Here is a 14,698-nt window from a genome sequence, read left to right as displayed (position 1 = left end):
ATGTCTCAATCGGTTCAAAACTGCCCTCGGCAGTCAGTATGACCCTGGTCAGGTCATCTCTGGGAAGCGGACATCGCCGCTCTCAGGGCTGAAGTCAGCCAAGGGCCAAAACGGACAATGCGCTGGGGTATGAGCTAAAGTGGACATCTATCAATCAACACCGCAGGACATGCAATGGGACGTTCCGTCCAGTCTCCACTAACACTCTTCGATAGCCTGCAATTTGGGTTCGCCCAGGTCTCTATCGTGCCCACGCCCTTCGGCGATGCAGTTCATGTTTCGGGACAGGTAGCCTGGGACGCGGACCGCAACATAGTGGGTGCGAATGACATCGGCATTCAACTGAAGAAAAGTCTGGAGAATTTAGCCACAGCGTTGGCGTCGGTCAGCGCGACGCTCGATCAAGTCGGCGCAATAAGACTTTACATCCGGCAAAGCCATATCGACCAAGGCAAGGCGATTAGCGACGCACTGATGGAAACCTTTGGTGACCGGCCACCGTGTGCTACTTGGATAGGTGTGCCGAGCCTGGCGCGAGAGGAATTCTTAATTGAGGTTGAGCCGTCAATTATCTTCGTTGCCGGAAGCTGAGTGATGTCTCTTGCGGGTCACTAGCTGACATCGCCGCGCCGACGCGTCGAGGGCCGCTTCATCTCAGCAACCGGACATCCGCCCTTGCGAGCAAACGTGCTAAGCCCTTCTCATCAACCTGAGCGAAGCCGCCAGCCGCAAGCTGCGCTTGCCCGCGAGTGCGATGCCTTCGAGCTCGCCGCTATCCTCGTTGCAGGTCCCCGAGAAGCCGATCCCGACCTCATAGCCGCCAAACACGGGGTTCTCGCCCTTGGCCGGCGTGTGCTCCTGGTTGAGCATCTCGCCCTTCCAGCGGCCGTCCGCCGAAGAGTAAGAGCCGAGATAGTAGAAGAACGCATCGCCGCCGAGGATGCGGCCGTCGATCAGCAGCATCACGCCGGAGAGCCCTGCATCGACGCCGTCGAGCGCGCGCAGACCCATCCCGTAAAGCCCGTTGGCGATGCCGCCCGGCCCGATCGTGCCGCGTGGTGGCAGCGCCCCGTCATCGAGACGCGTCAGATTGGCCCAGAAGCCCGCGCCCGGCATGGTGTCCGCGCCGCCCGCAAGACGAATCTGGTTGCCGTGCAGCCGGCCGCGTGCGCCGATCCTGGCGACGTCGGCGCCCATCAGCGGCTTGTAATGGGGATCCTCGTTATGTCGCTCGGTGATCACCTCGGCGATGATCTCGCCATCACGCTCGACATAGGTGCCAAGATGCGCGAAGGCCGAATTACCGCCCAGCATCTTGCCGTCGTGCAGGCACATGATGCTGCGCCCGAACGCATCGTTGACGCCGTATTCAACCTTGTAGAGTCCGTCCAGCAACGCAATGAACCCGCAAAATCGGAAAAGAATCGTGGGCTACCTAGCACTGCTGCCCCAGCCAGGCCATCCGGCTTTTCCGCGCAGGGGCCTTGCGGAACCTCCGCCTGCACGATGCCTTCATGCCTCTGATTTGCCCGACGGGTCAAACATCCATTTCGCCTAATCCGCAGGCAACGATTTCGTTTGATCTGCTATTTCAAAGGCTTGGCTACTGTGCATGGGGTTGTTTTTGCGTTTTTTGCTTGCCGCGGGCTCATCAGGCGTCAGTGACGCTTGAAATACTGCACCTCGCGCTCGTGCTTCTCGGCGGCCGCACGGCTCCGGAAGGTCCCGAGGTTACGACGCTTGCCGGTCTTCGGATTCACCTTGCGTGAATAGAGGCGGTATTCGCCCGATGCCAGTTTGCGGATCATGATCGCGCTCCGTTGTGTCTTGAGATCAACGGCGTCCACGCGATTGAGGTTCCGTCGCGTGTAGCTCTGCTCAGAAACACAGCGTGGTGACGAGCTTGCCCTGCTTGTCCTTGATCGCGTAGGGGCAGCGCAGCCGCTCCAGCGCCTTCTTGGCGTCCTCGTCGCCGAGCGCGGCGGCGCGCTCGTAATAGGTCTTGGCGGCGTCCTTGTCCTTTGCGCCGCCGCGGCCGCCTTCCGCGAAGGCCCCCATTCGCTCCAGCGCGCCGGGATGGTTTTGCGCCGCCGCCTTCTCGAACAGCCCACGCGCCGCGACGTCGTCCTTTGCACCGCCCGTGCCTTCGGAGAGCATCAGGCCGAGCTGATACTGCGCCTCCGCATTGGTCTCGGCCGCCTTGCCGAGCAGCGCCCGCGCCTGCGCGGGATCGGCCGGCGCGGCGCCACCTGCACCGCCGAGCGCACCGAGGTTGCTGACGCCGCGGGGGTTGCCTGATTGCGCCGCCTTCTCGAACAGTTTTCGCGCCTGCGCCTCGTCCTTGGCGATGCCGGAGCCGGTGCCATAGGCAACACCGAGCTCGACCATGGCTGCGCTCGATCCCTTGTCGGCGGCCTTGCGCCAGGCGACGATCGCCTCCGCCGTCTGCCGGTTGGCCGCGTAAGCGCGGCCGAGCGCGAACATCGCGCGGCGCGAGGACGGAGCGGCCTGCTTGCAGAACCTGATCGCCGTCGCGACGTCGGAAGACGCGATCTCCGCGACGCCCCTCACGTCAGCCGGCTTGTCGGGATCGCTGGGATCGGCCGCGACCCGGTCGCACAACACCAGATCGGCCGATTGCGCGCGCGCCGCCAAGGGCGCGGCGAGCACCAGGACGATGGCAAGGAGACAAGTCCGCATGGTCGTCACTTGCGTCCCCGCCCCGGCAAATTCAAGGCTCGAGTCCCGATTGGCGCAGGACGGGTACGACCTCGGGCGATGCCAGATAGCGCAGCAGCCGGTCCGCGGCGTCGGCATGCTTCGCCCCTGCCATGCGGCCGGCGGAGAACACCGCCGGTGTCTGCAATTCCTGCGGGATCGGACCGACCACCTCGATGCCGGCGACCTGCTTCAGCTCGCTGATCTGCTGCACGGCGAGATCGGCCTCGCCGCTGACGAGACGCTCCGCCGTAAAGCCCTGCTCGACGATGGTCGCCTTTGCGTTGATCTCGGCTGCGATCCCCATCCGCACGATCAACTGGGCGAAGTAGACGCCGCTCGCACCTAGCCGCGAATAGGCAATGGACCGCGCTGCGAGCAGCGTCCTGCGCAGTGCCGCTTCGCTTCCGATATCGGAATGCGCCTGCCCTGCCCGCACCGCAATGCCGACATAGGAACGCGCCAGATCGGCCGCGCTCTCGGCCAGCACGCGGCCCTCGCCGATCATCTCATCCAGCCCCTCGCGCGTGAGGATCACGAGGTCGGCGGCCTCGCCGTCGCGCAGGCGCTTCAGCAAAGCGAGGGTCGGCGCGAAGTCGGCATCGATGCCGACGCCGGTTGCGGCTTCGTACGCGGACGACAGGCTGCGCATCGCACCCATCAGGCCGAGCGTCGAGAGCATGCGAAGGTTTTCCATGAGCGATTTCCGTCGCGATCAGGCGCGATGCATCAGCTTGAGCGCGGCGGTCAGGCGCAGGCTGCGCTTGCCGGCAAGCGCAGTCGCCTCCAGCACCGCCTGCTCCGCATCGTAGCTGCCCGAGAAGCCGATACCGACCTCGTGGCCGCCGAAGATCGGGTCATCCTTCGCCGGCGTGTGCTCCTGGTTGAGAATCTGGCCCTTCCAGCGCCCGTTCGCGGCGGTGTAGCTGCCGAGATAGTAGAATGCCGCATCGCCGCCGAGAATGCGGCCCCGGTTGAGCAGCATCACGCCGGTGAGGCCGCCATCGAGACCGTCGAGCATGCGCAGGTGGATTGAGTAGAGGCCGTCGGCGATGCCGGCTTCGCCGACGCCACCGGCGATCGGCACCTCGTCTTCCGTGATCGGCGTCATCACCGACTGGAAGGGAATGCCGGGCAGCTCCTTCAGCTCGCCCTTGAAGCGATAGAGGTTGCCATCCGCCCAGCCCTTGGCGAGCAAGGTCGCATCGTCGGTGCCCGCCATGGCGCGGTAATTCGGATCGGGGTTATGGCGGACGGTGCTGATCACGACGTCGACGCCGCTGTCGGTCTTCTCGTAGGTGCCGATATGGGCGAAGGCCGAATTGCCGCCGAGCATCTTGCCGTTGCCGGCATGCATCACGCTCCGGCCGACGGCGTCGCCGAGCTGAAATTTCACCTTGTAGAAGCCTTCAAACACCAGCCGTCCCCGGCCCTGCGCGCATCCTGCGGGGCACTCTATCCCGCTTTGGACTGAGATGGACAGGTTTCACGTGACGCAGCCCTGCTGCGTCACGGGAATGGCTGTCATCAAGATGCTAAAAATCCGCCGGAGCCTTGCAGCTCCGGCGGATTGAAAGCCAACCCGGGCCAGCCCCCCAGCCCGGGCCGGGAGGATCTTAGGCCGCGGCCTTCTTGTCGGCCGGCACGGAGGCGATCGTCTTCAGGATCTGCGAAGCGATCTGGTATGGGTCGCCTTGCGAGTTCGGACGACGGTCTTCCAGATAACCCTTGTAGCCATTGTTGACGAAGGAGTGCGGCACGCGGATCGAAGCGCCGCGGTCGGCAACGCCGTAGCTGAACTTGTTCCACGGCGCGGTCTCGTGCTTGCCGGTCAGACGCTTGTCGTTGTCCGGGCCGTAGACGGCGATGTGGTCCATCAGGTTCTTGTCGAAGGCGGCCATCAGGGCCTCGAAATACTCCTTGCCGCCGACCGTGCGCATGTACTCGGTCGAGAAGTTGGCGTGCATGCCGGAGCCGTTCCAGTCGGTGTCGCCGAGCGGCTTGCAGTGGAATTCGATGTCGATGCCGTACTTCTCGGTGAGGCGCAGCATCAAATAGCGGGCCATCCACATTTCGTCAGCGGCCTTCTTGGAGCCCTTGCCGAAGATCTGGAATTCCCACTGGCCCTTGGCGACTTCCGCGTTGATGCCTTCATGGTTGATGCCGGCCGCGAGGCAGAGGTCGAGGTGCTCTTCGACGATCTTGCGGGCGACGTCGCCGACGTTCGAATAGCCGACACCGGTGTAGTACGGGCCCTGCGGCGCCGGATAACCCGAGGTCGGGAAGCCGAGCGGACGGCCGTCCTTGTAGAAGAAGTACTCCTGCTCGAAGCCGAACCAGGCGCCTGCGTCGTCGAGAATGGTGGCGCGCTTGTTGGAGGCGTGCGGGGTCTTGCCATCGGGCATCATGACTTCGCACATCACGAGCACACCGTTGGTGCGCGCGGCGTCCGGGAAGACGGCGACCGGCTTCAGCACGCAATCGGAGCTGTGGCCTTCGGCCTGCTGGGTGGAGGAGCCATCGAAGCCCCAGAGCGGAAGCTGCTCGAGCGTCGGGAACGACGCGAATTCCTTGATCTGAGTTTTGCCGCGCAGGTTCGGAGTCGGCGTATATCCGTCGAGCCAGATGTACTCGAGCTTATACTTGGTCATTGAGCCTCTCTGTAGATGATGCGAAAGGTTGGGGGCCTGGCGGCCCCCGAACGTTTTGTACCCGGCCATCATCGGCCGGCCCTTTACAAGCATTTAACGTGCCAAAAGGCCGCAGCGCGGGAGGTTCTCCACCGCGGTTGTCCCCTGCCCGGTGTCGACGCGACGCCGACGGCGTCGTGCGTCATAGCGGCGCACCTTTGCGTGTAGCTGCACCGCAAAAATCCCGCGAAAAACGCCCGATTCTGATGCAGGCCGGCCCGTGCCCCAGGTTGCCGATGAAACGCGCATCAACGTTCGGCAATTTTTGCAAAGCTACATGCCCCTGCCTAGCAACCTTTGGAATGGCCCAGCGGTTAGCCACCGACACCGTGCCTTAGGGGATGCAGCAGGCCATATGCCTACAAATTGGGCGGAAACTGATTTCGTTTTCAGCACTTTGCATTTCGGGATGCGCGGCCGATATGGGGATTCCAGTAACCACAATCGAACGAGTCGGGCGCACCATGGAGGCCAAGGCGCTTCGACCAAGGAGAAATCGTAATGATGAACAATGGTCTGAGTCACGGATCGGCAACGATCTACCAATTCCCGGTCGGGGGCCGCGCGGCTCTCGCGGGACGCCGCTATGGCGAGACCCGCCTTCCTGCCGATCACGCTTCGCTTCCGGCGAATGTCTCGATCTGCAGCGACAGCTGGTACCACCAGGAGGCGGTCGACGACGCCAAGCCGAAATGGGATCGCTAATGCCTATGGTCGGTTTGAAACCGCCGCGCTCTCGCAGGCGCCCGGCGGCAGCTCGAAAAGGGTCGAAACAGCGATGTTTCGGCCCTTTTTGAATTCCAGCTGCCCTCCCGGCTAGATCCCGGGCTTTTCGATCACCGCGCATGCCGTGACCGGCCGCCTCAGATGCTTCACCGTGGTGGATCCCCTCTTGGGAATCGTTAGGGTGACCCCCGCCCCCGAATAGCGTGCGCCGGCGACCGACAGCCGCTTGGCGAGCGTGACCGGCTCGCCATCGATCTGGAGAAAGGCCCGCTTGTCGGCGTCATAAAATGCAACGATGAACTGCGTACCATCGGCGCAGCGATAGGTCTGGAACGTCTGCGCTTCAGTCTGCCGCGCACTGGTCATTCCAGCTGCCAGCATGGCGGTCGTCAAAAGAATGGCCTTGTGCCGGCCCATGATCGCCCCCTGTAATAGCTTTCAAGGACGCCCCCTCGTGCGCCCAATGGAACCATAACCGAAGCCGATCCCATGTCAGATTCCCCTGCCCGTCACCTCGCCCTGCAAGGCGCCAGCAATTTTCGCGACCTCGGCGGCTACCCGACCACCGACGGACGCACCACGCGCTGGCGGCACATCTTCCGCTCCAACCATCTCGGCCAACTCACCGCCGCCGATATCGAGATCGTCCGCGCGCTGGGGGTACGCAGCGCTTTCGATTTCCGAGGGGTTGAGGAGCGCGCGGCCGGCGTCTGCGTTGTCAGCGAGATCACGGTGCATTCGCTGCCGATCGAGCCGAGCGTCGTGGCTGCGCTGCGTACCGAACTCGCAAGCGGCACGCTGACTGCACCGGTCGCGCTGGAGCTCATGCGCGAATCCTATCGCAACTACGTTCGCCACCACACGAACAGCTTTCGCAACCTGTTCGGCCATCTCCTGGAGGACCGGGCGCCGCTGGTGATCCATTGCACGGCGGGCAAGGACCGCACCGGCTTTGCCAGCGCGCTGATCCTGCATGCGCTGGGCGTGCCCGATGAAATCATTGCCGAGGACTATCTGCTCACCAACCGGCATTACAAGCGCGATGCGACGGCCGCCTTCGACCTGCCGGAGGACGTACGCAATGCCATCGGCAGCGTCGAAGCCTCGTACCTTGCCGCTGCATTCGAAGCCATCGGCAGTGAATATGGCGATCTCGAAACCTATTTGCGCGACGCCCTCAAGCTCGGCACGGCGGAGCGGACCGCGCTGAAGACGCGCTATCTGCAATCATAGACAGCCGTGCCCGGAGAACGATGATGCAAGGCAAGGTCCTGATCGTGACAGGCGCACACGGCGCGCTCGGCAAGGTGGTTGCGGAGATCGCACGATCGCGCGGCGCGCGCGTGGCCGGCATCGATCAAGCGCCTTCGCAGAGTCCCGCAACGCCCGAGAGCATCGAGATCGGCGGCGTCAACCTCTCTGACGCGGCGCAGGCGAAGACGGCAATTGATGCGGCAGCCAAGCATTTCGGCAGGCTCGACGCGCTCGTCAACATCGCCGGCGGCTTCGCCTTCGAAACCGTGGGCGATGGCGACATCAAGACGTGGCAGCGCATGTACGCGCTGAACGTCCTGACCGCGCTCAACGCCTCGCGCGCGGCGCTGCCGCATCTCGCAGCGTCCAGGGCCGGCCGCATCGTCAATATCGGCGCCATGGGCGCGCTCCGGGCAGGCTCCGGCATGGGTCCCTATGCGGCCTCGAAAGCGGGCGTGCACCGGCTCACCGAAGCGCTCGCCAGCGAGTGGAAAGGCAAAGTCACCGTCAACGCGGTGCTGCCGTCGATCATCGACACCGCAGCCAACCGCGCCGATATGCCGAAAGCAGACTTCTCCAAATGGGTGACGCCGCAGGAACTCGCCGAGGTCATCCTGTTCCTCGCCAGCGACGCGGCCAGCGGCGTCACAGGTGCGCTGATCCCGGTGGGTGGACGGGTGTAAGCGCGTTGCGTTCGGATCCTCCTGCGCGGCAGCTCTGATTCAATCGGACCCCAGAAGGCTCTAAACTGCCCACAACTGATTCTCCGACCGGACGTCCCCTTTGGAAACCGCGCTTTACCTGCCCGTCAAACGCTTCCTCGAAGAGCTCGGCTTCACCGTGAAGGGCGAGATCGGCGGCTGCGATCTCGTGGGCCTCAGCGCCGGCGATCCGCCCTTGGTGGTGATCGGCGAGCTCAAGCTCGCCTTCAATCTCGAGCTGATCCTCCAGGCGGTCGACCGCGCACCGGCTGGCGACGAGGTCTGGATCGCGGCCAAGATGTCGATCCGGGGCAAGGGGCGCGAGAGCGATGCGCGCTATCGCAATCTCTGCCGCCGCCTCGGCTTCGGCATGCTCGGCGTGACCGATCGTGGCGAGGTCGAGGTGCTGGTGAAGCCGCCGACGGCGGCGCCGCGCCGCGAGCCGAAGGTACGGTCGCGTCTCGTCGCGGAACACCAGCGCCGCCAGGGCGATCCCGTGCTCGGCGGCAGCACCCGCGCGCCGATCATGACGGCCTATCGGCAGCAGGCTCTGGCCTGCGCCTCGGCGCTCGCCGACGGGCCGCGGCCCGTGCGCGATTTGCGCGAGCGCTGCCCTGACGCCGGCAAGATCTTGCTTAACAATGTGTATGGCTGGTTCGAACGGGCCGACCGGGGAATTTACGGGCTCACCGAGGCCGGGCATGCCGCCCTGAAGCGCTGGCCGCAACAACGGGTTGAGATCGATGCCGGTGTCGCGTCACCGCCCTGACACCCGACCGGTGCATAGCTGAGATGCCACACTAATTTCATATTGCAATGCAACATTTGCGGCACTAGGTATCCCGGCATCAAAACGAGGCCGTTATGAGCGCAGACTGGAATACCAAATATGGCACGCGGCGCGTCCGCCATGATCCGCCCACCCTGGACGAGGCGATCTTCGCCGCCGTCGGCATCACCGACGATCATGAGCAGCAGGCCGAGATCGCCGCAGCTCTGATGGGGATGCCGCTTGATGTCGTGCAGGCCGAGGTCAAGAAGCAGGCGCGCACCAACAGCCGCATCACTGCCACGCGCGTGATCGCCGGCGAACAGGGCGCACAGCGGTCGGTGGTGGTCGAACGCCGCGTCGTCCGCCGCTTCGGCGCCGCCACACGCACTGGCACCTAAAGGGCTTCATTCCCTGCTCCCAATACGAAAGCGGACCGGTTTTGCCGGTCCGCTTTTTGATTCCCGACAGTTTCCTGAACTCAGGCGGCGCGATGGCCGTACATGCTGGAGATGATCTTCCAGCAGGTCGAGTTGAAGCTGAGCAAAGCGCGGCCGGCCCTGAACGGCGAGGCCGCGAGATCGGCGAGTTCGGCCTCAGGCGTCTTGGCGAGGTCGATAGTGCCAGTCGATTCGCCGTGGCGGAAAGCCAGATGCGCGCCGAACTTCCTGGCGAGCGCCCGCATGGCGTGATTCTCGGCGCCCGTGGTGATGCGCAGGCTCTTATAGCCTTTCCAGCGCGCTTCAGCGATCAGGCGGCTGAACAAGACCGTGCCGACGCCCTGGCGGCGCGCGGTGGCTTCCACACTGAAGGCAACTTCAGGCAGCGAACCATCTTCGGGCGGATGCAGCTCGGCAGCACCACGGACCACGCCGTCGACGATATAGGCGACGATCACGGTGCCGTCCTCGGCGCAGCGGGCGGCGTAACGCTCGATGAATGAGTCGTCGAGAAAGCCGTTAAAACGGTCGTGCCGGCTTCCGGCATCGAGCCGCAGCAGATGATCGCGCAGGAGCGGCAATTCTTCCTGCTGGCTCAAGGTCCGCACATAGCCCGGAACGTGGGTTGTGCGGGTGATGGCCTCAAGGGCCAAATCTTCGAGTGACAAGTCAAAACTCCTCTTGGTGTCCCTCGAGGAGGCGTTCGAATCCCTAGGTCCCCTATATTGTGCATCGCAGCATCTTTTGCAAGACGAGGACCTGCCCAACTTAGAGGCACGGGAGACGACCAATTCGTTAATAAAATCAACGCCCCGTAGTCTTACAGGACCAGCTGGGTCTGGGTGACCAGGGCGACCAGCTTGCCGTCCTCGGTCTCCAGCCGGGTGGTCCAAACCTGGGTCCGCCGGCCCCGATGAACCGGGGTCGCGGTGGCGATGAGCGTGGTTCCCTCCTTCGCCCCGCCGATGAAATTGGTCTTGCTCTCCAGCGTGGTCGTGCCCTTGGCGTCCTCAGGCAGGTTGATCACGGTCGCGGCCGCGCCGACGGAATCGGCCAGCGCCATCACCGCGCCGCCATGGATGGTGTGGTGCAGCGTGCAGAGATCGGGCCGGACCATCATCCGCGCCACCACGCGGTCCTTCCCGGCCTCGACGAACTCGACGCCCTTGAGCTCGGCAAACGGCATCTTCATCGCTTTAAGTTTCTCGAGCGGCGTCATCAAAAGTCCTCCCAATGGATTGTTGTCCCAGCGTGAATTGCTTCGGGCGGCAAAGCAATGACGTCAGAGGTAATGGCCGCCGTGACATCGCCGCGGCATTTGCGCATATGGAGCGCCATGCGCCACTTCCCGCCCCGCCGCATCGTCTGCCTGACCGAAGAGACCGTCGAAACGCTGTACCTGCTCGGCGAGCAGGACCGCATCGTCGGCGTCTCCGGCTACGCCGTCCGCCCGCCCCAGGTGCGGCGGGAGAAGCCGCGGGTATCGGCGTTCGTGTCCGCGGACATTCCAAAAATCCTGGCGCTGGAACCGGACCTTGTGCTGGCCTTCTCCGATCTCCAGGCCGGCATCGTCGCCGATCTCGTCCGCGCAGGCATCGACGTCCACGTCTTCAACCAGCGCGACGTCACCGGGATTTTGGCGATGATCCGCACGCTGGGTGCGCTGGTCGGCGCGGCGGAACGCGCGGAGGAACTCGCGCAAGGCCTTGAGCGGCGCCTTGCCACGATCGCCGCGACACCCCGCCCCTCGCCGCGGCCGAGAGTTTATTTCGAGGAATGGGACGATCCGTTGATCTCGGGCATCGGTTGGGTGTCGGAGTTGATCGAGATCGCGGGCGGAACGGACATCTTTCCGGAGCTGCGACGTCAGCAGGCCGCGAAGGATCGCATCGTTGCGGCGGAGGCGGTACGCGAGGCAGCGCCCGAAATCATCCTCGCCTCCTGGTGCGGCAAGAAGGTCGTGCCAACCCGCATCCGCGCGCGCGAGGGCTGGAGTGAAATTCCGGCCGTCCGCGACGATCGTATCGTCGAGATCAAGTCGCCGATCATTCTGCAACCGGGACCGGCGGCGCTGACGGACGGGCTGGATGCGATCGTTATGGCGTTGTGGGGATGAAGCGCTAATAGCGCGGCCACCGACGCTCTCGTGTCCCGGACGCGCTGCAACGCCCCCAGGGTTGCTGCGCAGAGCAGGGACCCATCTCGCGACGGAGCACGGTGCGGCGTGGGCCCCGGCTCTGCAGCGCATCACGCCGCAAGTGCGGCGCGCTGCGCTGCGTCCGGGGCACGGCTTCCCTCACGTCACCGCATTCACGACCTGATATTCCGGCCGCCGCCAGACCTCGCCTGCGATCACCTCCTCGATGATCTCGGCTGCCTTCAGTACCTCGGTCTCACCAATATACAGCGGCGTAACTCCGAACCTCATGATGTCGGGCGCGCGGAAATCGCCGATGACGCCGCGAGCGATCAGGGCTTGCATCGCTGCGTAGCCGCCATCGAAGGCGAAGGAGACTTGGGAGCCGCGATGCTCATGCGCGCGCGGGGTCACCAGCTTCAGAGACGGGCAGCGGCGCGCGACTTCGGCGATCAGCAAGTCACCGAGCGCCAGCGAGCGCGCACGGACCTCTGCCATATCGACACGGTCCCAGATGTCGAGCGAGGCCTCCAGCGCCGCCATTGCCAGAACCGGGGGTGTGCCGACGCGCATGCGTTCGACGCCACCCGCGGCCGCATAGCCAAGCTCAAATGCGAACGGCTTTGCATGCCCCATCCATCCCGACAGAGCGGCACGCGCGCTGTCGGCGTGGCGTGGCGCGACATAGAGGAAAGCCGGCGCGCCGGGACCGGCGTTGAGATATTTGTAGGTGCACCCCGCCGCGAAATCGGCGCCGCTCCCGGCGAGATCGACCGGCAGCGCGCCGGCCGAATGCGCGAGATCCCAGACCGTGACGATGCCGAGCGCATGCGCCTCCGCCGTGAGCTTCGCCATGTCGTGACGGCGGCCGGTGCGGTAGTCGACCTCGGTGATGTAGAGCACCGCGACCTCCTCCGACAACGCAGCCGCGATCTCTTCCGGCGCCACCAGACGCAATTGATGGCCACGCCCGAGCGTGGCGATCAGGCCCTCGGCCATATAGAGATCAGTCGGGAAATTGCCGGTGTCCGAGAGCACGATCTTGCGTGACGGGTTCATGTCGAGCGCAGCAGCCAGCGCCTGGTAGACCTTGAGCGACAGCGTGTCTCCGACCATCACCGAGCCGGCTTCGGCACCGATCAGCCGCGCAATGCGATCGCCGACATGGCGCGGCTGCGCATACCAGCCTGCACTGTTCCAGGCGCGGATCAGCTCATTGCCCCACTCGGTCGTGATGACGCGGTTGACGCGCTCGGCCACCCCCAGCGGCAGCGCGCCGAGCGAATTGCCATCGAGATAGATCACGCCGTCAGGCAGATGGAACAGCGCTTTGGTGTCGTCATAGACGCGATATCTGGTCATAGACATTTCTTTGGGCATTTCTACAGAATGGTGCGGACGCGCCAGAGTTCGGGGAATAGCTCGACCTCCAGCATGCGCTTGAGATAGCTGACGCCACCAGTGCCGCCGGTGCCGCGCTTGAAGCCGATGACGCGCTCGACCGTCGTCACGTGGTTGAAGCGCCAGCGGCGGAAGTAATCCTCGAAGTCGACCAGTTTTTCGGCAAGCTCGTAGAGCATCCAATGCGTCTCCGGCGCCTCGTAGACGACGCGCCAGGCCTGCAGCACGCCTTCGTTGAAGCTGTGGGTCTCGCGGACGTCGCGCGACAGCACCGCCGCCGGCATCTTCAGCCCGTTGCGGTCGGCGAGCCTGAGCACCTCGTCATAGAGGCTGGGCGTCGCCAGTTCAGCTTCGAGCAGCTTCGTCGTCTCCACATCGTGCTCGTGCGGCTTGAGCATGGCGTGGTTGCGGTTGCCGAGCAGGAATTCGATCAGCCGGTATTGGCGCGACTGGAAGCCGGAGGACTGTCCGAGCTGCGAACGGAAACGCGTGTATTCGCTCGGCGTCATCGTGCGCAGAACGTCCCAGGCGTTGTTGAGCTGCTCGAAGATCCGCGACATCCGCGCCAGCATCTTCATGGCGGGCTGCACCTTGTCCCCGGCGATGGCACGGCGTGCGGCACTGAGCTCGTGGATGGCGAGGCGCATCCATAGCTCCGTGGTCTGATGCTGGATGATGAACAGCATCTCGTCATGCGCTTCCGACAGCGGATGTTGCGCGCCAAGGATCGCATCCAGCGCGAGGTAGTCGCCGTAGGACATGCGCCGGGCGAAATCGGTCTCGGCGCCTTCTCTCGTGGGATCGTAATCGTTGGACGTCATGGGGCAGGCCCTTTCGATCGATCTTCCCGGCTTTGCTCAGTCGAGGCCGATCAGGCGCGCGGTGATCGGCGATGACGGATCCTTCAGTCCGTCGATCACGGTAAAGTGGTTCAGACCGGGATCGACGACGAGGCGCGTCGGCACGTCGAAGCCGGTCCAGACATTGGCCATCAGATCGGACTGGCGGATGAATTCCGGCCGCTCGCTACCACCGACCCAGGCGGTGACGGGAGAATGCCCGCGCGGCAGGTGCAGCGCCGCGCTTTCGAGCGTCGCCTCCTCCATGGTCATGCCGAGCGTCTCGTTCATCTTCGTCTTGAGCAGCGGACGCAGATCATGCAGGCCGCTGATCGAGAGCGCACCGGCGATACGGTTGTAGACGGCGGGCTCCAACCGGCTGTCGTCGCACAGCATGCGGGTGACGAGATGGCCGCCAGCGGAGTGGCCGGCGAGCCGGATCGGCCCGGAGACGAGCGAAGCCGCCTTGGCGATCGCCGCGGCGATCTCGGCGGTGATTTCGGAGATGCGTGCGGCCGGCGTCAACGTGTAGCTCGGCAACGCCACCGTCCAGCCATGCTGGCGCGCGCCTTCGGCCAGATCCGTCCAGGTCGACTTGTCGAAGCGCATCCAATAGCCGCCGTGGACGAAGACGACGAGGCCCTTGCTGTCGCTGTCGGGCAGGATCAGGTCGAGGTGCTGACGCTCACCGGCGCCATAGGCGATGTCGGGGCGAAAATTCTTCAGCCCGGCGCGGTAATCCGCCGCCCGCTCGGCCCATTGTCCAGGCATCTTGTCCGAGCCGGGGATATGGGCCGAATTGGCGTAAGCATCATCCCAATCGCGCATTGTAACTCCCAGAGGACTCGTCCAGCGAACCGGGCGCCAGTCTGCCACTGGTCAGGCCAGCCTCCTAGTCCTTCTTTTAAGCTTAAAGGATTTGGGGCAGCTGGTGCTCGAGTCGAGATGCCGTAGATTCCATGGGGTGGTGAGCGTGGCCTTTCCGGTAGGTTTGGGTTTCCACACTCGAACCCCCGGAGAGTC

The 14,698-nt window shown here is 64.3% G+C and carries 19 protein-coding genes; 7 read left to right on the top strand and 12 right to left on the bottom strand.

Translation table 11 applies throughout. The features are described from left to right. Nucleotides 1-174 precede the first annotated feature (174 nt). A complete protein-coding gene (locus RAD04_RS32580; RefSeq protein ID WP_461627064.1) occupies nt 175-591 on the top strand; it encodes a RidA family protein in 417 nt (138 codons plus the stop codon). A gap of 99 nt (nt 592-690) precedes the next feature. On the opposite strand, the gene RAD04_RS32575 is transcribed toward RAD04_RS32580, so the two are convergent. The 6 genes from RAD04_RS32575 to RAD04_RS32550 form a co-directional block, all read right to left on the bottom strand. Next, nucleotides 691-1,395, bottom strand: a complete 705-nt coding sequence (locus RAD04_RS32575) for a GrlR family regulatory protein (RefSeq protein ID WP_461627063.1) — start codon at nt 1,393-1,395, stop codon at nt 691-693. Between the two features lie 263 nt (nt 1,396-1,658). Continuing rightward, complete coding sequence (locus RAD04_RS32570; RefSeq protein WP_007591825.1) at nt 1,659-1,808, bottom strand: hypothetical protein; 150 nt, start codon at nt 1,806-1,808, stop codon at nt 1,659-1,661. 70 nt (nt 1,809-1,878) lie between these two features. Continuing rightward, nucleotides 1,879-2,700 carry a tetratricopeptide repeat protein gene (locus tag RAD04_RS32565; RefSeq protein WP_461627062.1) on the bottom strand — a complete coding sequence of 274 codons (822 nt, stop codon included), beginning with the start codon at nt 2,698-2,700 and terminating at the stop codon, nt 1,879-1,881. Between the two features lie 31 nt (nt 2,701-2,731). Continuing rightward, nucleotides 2,732-3,415 (bottom strand): substrate-binding domain-containing protein, encoded by a 684-nt coding sequence (locus RAD04_RS32560; protein ID WP_461627061.1) that lies wholly within the window; start codon nt 3,413-3,415, stop codon nt 2,732-2,734. Nucleotides 3,416-3,433: 18 nt separating this feature from the next. Then, nucleotides 3,434-4,135 (bottom strand): GrlR family regulatory protein, encoded by a 702-nt coding sequence (locus RAD04_RS32555; RefSeq protein WP_461627060.1) that lies wholly within the window; start codon nt 4,133-4,135, stop codon nt 3,434-3,436. A gap of 199 nt (nt 4,136-4,334) precedes the next feature. After that, on the bottom strand, nt 4,335-5,369 hold the full coding sequence (locus RAD04_RS32550; protein ID WP_461627059.1) for a glutamine synthetase beta-grasp domain-containing protein: 1,035 nt from the start codon (nt 5,367-5,369) through the stop codon (nt 4,335-4,337). Nucleotides 5,370-5,909: 540 nt separating this feature from the next. Here RAD04_RS32550 and RAD04_RS32545 point away from each other — a divergent pair. After that, nucleotides 5,910-6,113 (top strand): DUF2735 domain-containing protein, encoded by a 204-nt coding sequence (locus RAD04_RS32545; protein ID WP_018317483.1) that lies wholly within the window; start codon nt 5,910-5,912, stop codon nt 6,111-6,113. Between the two features lie 111 nt (nt 6,114-6,224). On the opposite strand, the gene RAD04_RS32540 is transcribed toward RAD04_RS32545, so the two are convergent. Continuing rightward, nucleotides 6,225-6,551, bottom strand: a complete 327-nt coding sequence (locus RAD04_RS32540; RefSeq protein WP_461627058.1) for an MliC family protein — start codon at nt 6,549-6,551, stop codon at nt 6,225-6,227. Nucleotides 6,552-6,623: 72 nt separating this feature from the next. Between RAD04_RS32540 and RAD04_RS32535 the strand changes: the two genes are divergently transcribed. The 4 genes from RAD04_RS32535 (at nt 6,624) to RAD04_RS32520 (ending at nt 9,259) form a co-directional block, all read left to right on the top strand. After that, nucleotides 6,624-7,367 carry a tyrosine-protein phosphatase gene (locus RAD04_RS32535; RefSeq protein WP_461627057.1) on the top strand — a complete coding sequence of 248 codons (744 nt, stop codon included), beginning with the start codon at nt 6,624-6,626 and terminating at the stop codon, nt 7,365-7,367. A 23-nt stretch (nt 7,368-7,390) separates the two neighbouring features. Further along, nucleotides 7,391-8,071 carry an SDR family oxidoreductase gene (locus RAD04_RS32530; protein WP_461627056.1) on the top strand — a complete coding sequence of 227 codons (681 nt, stop codon included), beginning with the start codon at nt 7,391-7,393 and terminating at the stop codon, nt 8,069-8,071. A 100-nt stretch (nt 8,072-8,171) separates the two neighbouring features. Continuing rightward, nucleotides 8,172-8,858 carry a DUF2161 domain-containing phosphodiesterase gene (locus RAD04_RS32525; protein WP_461627055.1) on the top strand — a complete coding sequence of 229 codons (687 nt, stop codon included), beginning with the start codon at nt 8,172-8,174 and terminating at the stop codon, nt 8,856-8,858. A gap of 95 nt (nt 8,859-8,953) precedes the next feature. Further along, entirely contained in the window at nt 8,954-9,259 is a 306-nt protein-coding gene (locus RAD04_RS32520; RefSeq protein WP_461627054.1) for a hypothetical protein, read from the top strand. An 80-nt stretch (nt 9,260-9,339) separates the two neighbouring features. On the opposite strand, the gene RAD04_RS32515 is transcribed toward RAD04_RS32520, so the two are convergent. Continuing rightward, nucleotides 9,340-9,951: a GNAT family N-acetyltransferase gene (locus RAD04_RS32515; protein ID WP_461627162.1), complete on the bottom strand. Its 612-nt coding sequence runs from the start codon at nt 9,949-9,951 to the stop codon at nt 9,340-9,342. Nucleotides 9,952-10,118: 167 nt separating this feature from the next. Then, a complete protein-coding gene (locus RAD04_RS32510) occupies nt 10,119-10,517 on the bottom strand; it encodes a PaaI family thioesterase (protein ID WP_461627053.1) in 399 nt (132 codons plus the stop codon). A 117-nt stretch (nt 10,518-10,634) separates the two neighbouring features. Between RAD04_RS32510 and RAD04_RS32505 the strand changes: the two genes are divergently transcribed. After that, nucleotides 10,635-11,414 carry a cobalamin-binding protein gene (locus RAD04_RS32505; protein WP_461627161.1) on the top strand — a complete coding sequence of 260 codons (780 nt, stop codon included), beginning with the start codon at nt 10,635-10,637 and terminating at the stop codon, nt 11,412-11,414. A 180-nt stretch (nt 11,415-11,594) separates the two neighbouring features. Here the strand turns inward: RAD04_RS32505 and kynU are convergent, their stop codons facing one another. The 3 genes from kynU to RAD04_RS32490 are packed head-to-tail and all read right to left on the bottom strand — an operon-like array spanning nt 11,595 to nt 14,503. Next, nucleotides 11,595-12,797: a kynureninase gene (gene kynU / locus RAD04_RS32500; protein ID WP_461627052.1), complete on the bottom strand. Its 1,203-nt coding sequence runs from the start codon at nt 12,795-12,797 to the stop codon at nt 11,595-11,597. Nucleotides 12,798-12,817: 20 nt separating this feature from the next. Beyond that, nucleotides 12,818-13,657, bottom strand: a complete 840-nt coding sequence (gene kynA, locus RAD04_RS32495; protein ID WP_461627051.1) for a tryptophan 2,3-dioxygenase — start codon at nt 13,655-13,657, stop codon at nt 12,818-12,820. Between the two features lie 36 nt (nt 13,658-13,693). Further along, complete coding sequence (locus RAD04_RS32490; protein WP_461627050.1) at nt 13,694-14,503, bottom strand: alpha/beta hydrolase; 810 nt, start codon at nt 14,501-14,503, stop codon at nt 13,694-13,696. Nucleotides 14,504-14,698: the final 195 nt, after the last annotated feature.

It is taken from the genome of Bradyrhizobium sp. 25ACV, from assembly GCF_054863005.1.
Note: the sequence above shows the minus strand (reverse complement) of the source record. Positions and strands in the feature narration are given on the sequence as shown.

Coding starts and splice junctions, on each gene's coding strand:
- RAD04_RS32510 (WP_461627053.1), bottom strand. CDS start 10,517: ATGACGCCGCTCGAGAAACTTAAAGCGATGAAGATGCCGTTTGCCGAG.
- RAD04_RS32490 (WP_461627050.1), bottom strand. CDS start 14,503: ATGCGCGATTGGGATGATGCTTACGCCAATTCGGCCCATATCCCCGGC.
- kynA (WP_461627051.1), bottom strand. CDS start 13,657: ATGACGTCCAACGATTACGATCCCACGAGAGAAGGCGCCGAGACCGAT.
- RAD04_RS32565 (WP_461627062.1), bottom strand. CDS start 2,700: ATGCGGACTTGTCTCCTTGCCATCGTCCTGGTGCTCGCCGCGCCCTTG.
- RAD04_RS32505 (WP_461627161.1), top strand. CDS start 10,635: ATGCGCCACTTCCCGCCCCGCCGCATCGTCTGCCTGACCGAAGAGACC.
- kynU (WP_461627052.1), bottom strand. CDS start 12,797: ATGACCAGATATCGCGTCTATGACGACACCAAAGCGCTGTTCCATCTG.
- RAD04_RS32520 (WP_461627054.1), top strand. CDS start 8,954: ATGAGCGCAGACTGGAATACCAAATATGGCACGCGGCGCGTCCGCCAT.
- RAD04_RS32540 (WP_461627058.1), bottom strand. CDS start 6,551: ATGGGCCGGCACAAGGCCATTCTTTTGACGACCGCCATGCTGGCAGCT.
- RAD04_RS32530 (WP_461627056.1), top strand. CDS start 7,391: ATGCAAGGCAAGGTCCTGATCGTGACAGGCGCACACGGCGCGCTCGGC.
- RAD04_RS32550 (WP_461627059.1), bottom strand. CDS start 5,369: ATGACCAAGTATAAGCTCGAGTACATCTGGCTCGACGGATATACGCCG.
- RAD04_RS32570 (WP_007591825.1), bottom strand. CDS start 1,808: ATGATCCGCAAACTGGCATCGGGCGAATACCGCCTCTATTCACGCAAG.
- RAD04_RS32535 (WP_461627057.1), top strand. CDS start 6,624: ATGTCAGATTCCCCTGCCCGTCACCTCGCCCTGCAAGGCGCCAGCAAT.
- RAD04_RS32580 (WP_461627064.1), top strand. CDS start 175: ATGGGACGTTCCGTCCAGTCTCCACTAACACTCTTCGATAGCCTGCAA.
- RAD04_RS32560 (WP_461627061.1), bottom strand. CDS start 3,415: ATGGAAAACCTTCGCATGCTCTCGACGCTCGGCCTGATGGGTGCGATG.
- RAD04_RS32545 (WP_018317483.1), top strand. CDS start 5,910: ATGATGAACAATGGTCTGAGTCACGGATCGGCAACGATCTACCAATTC.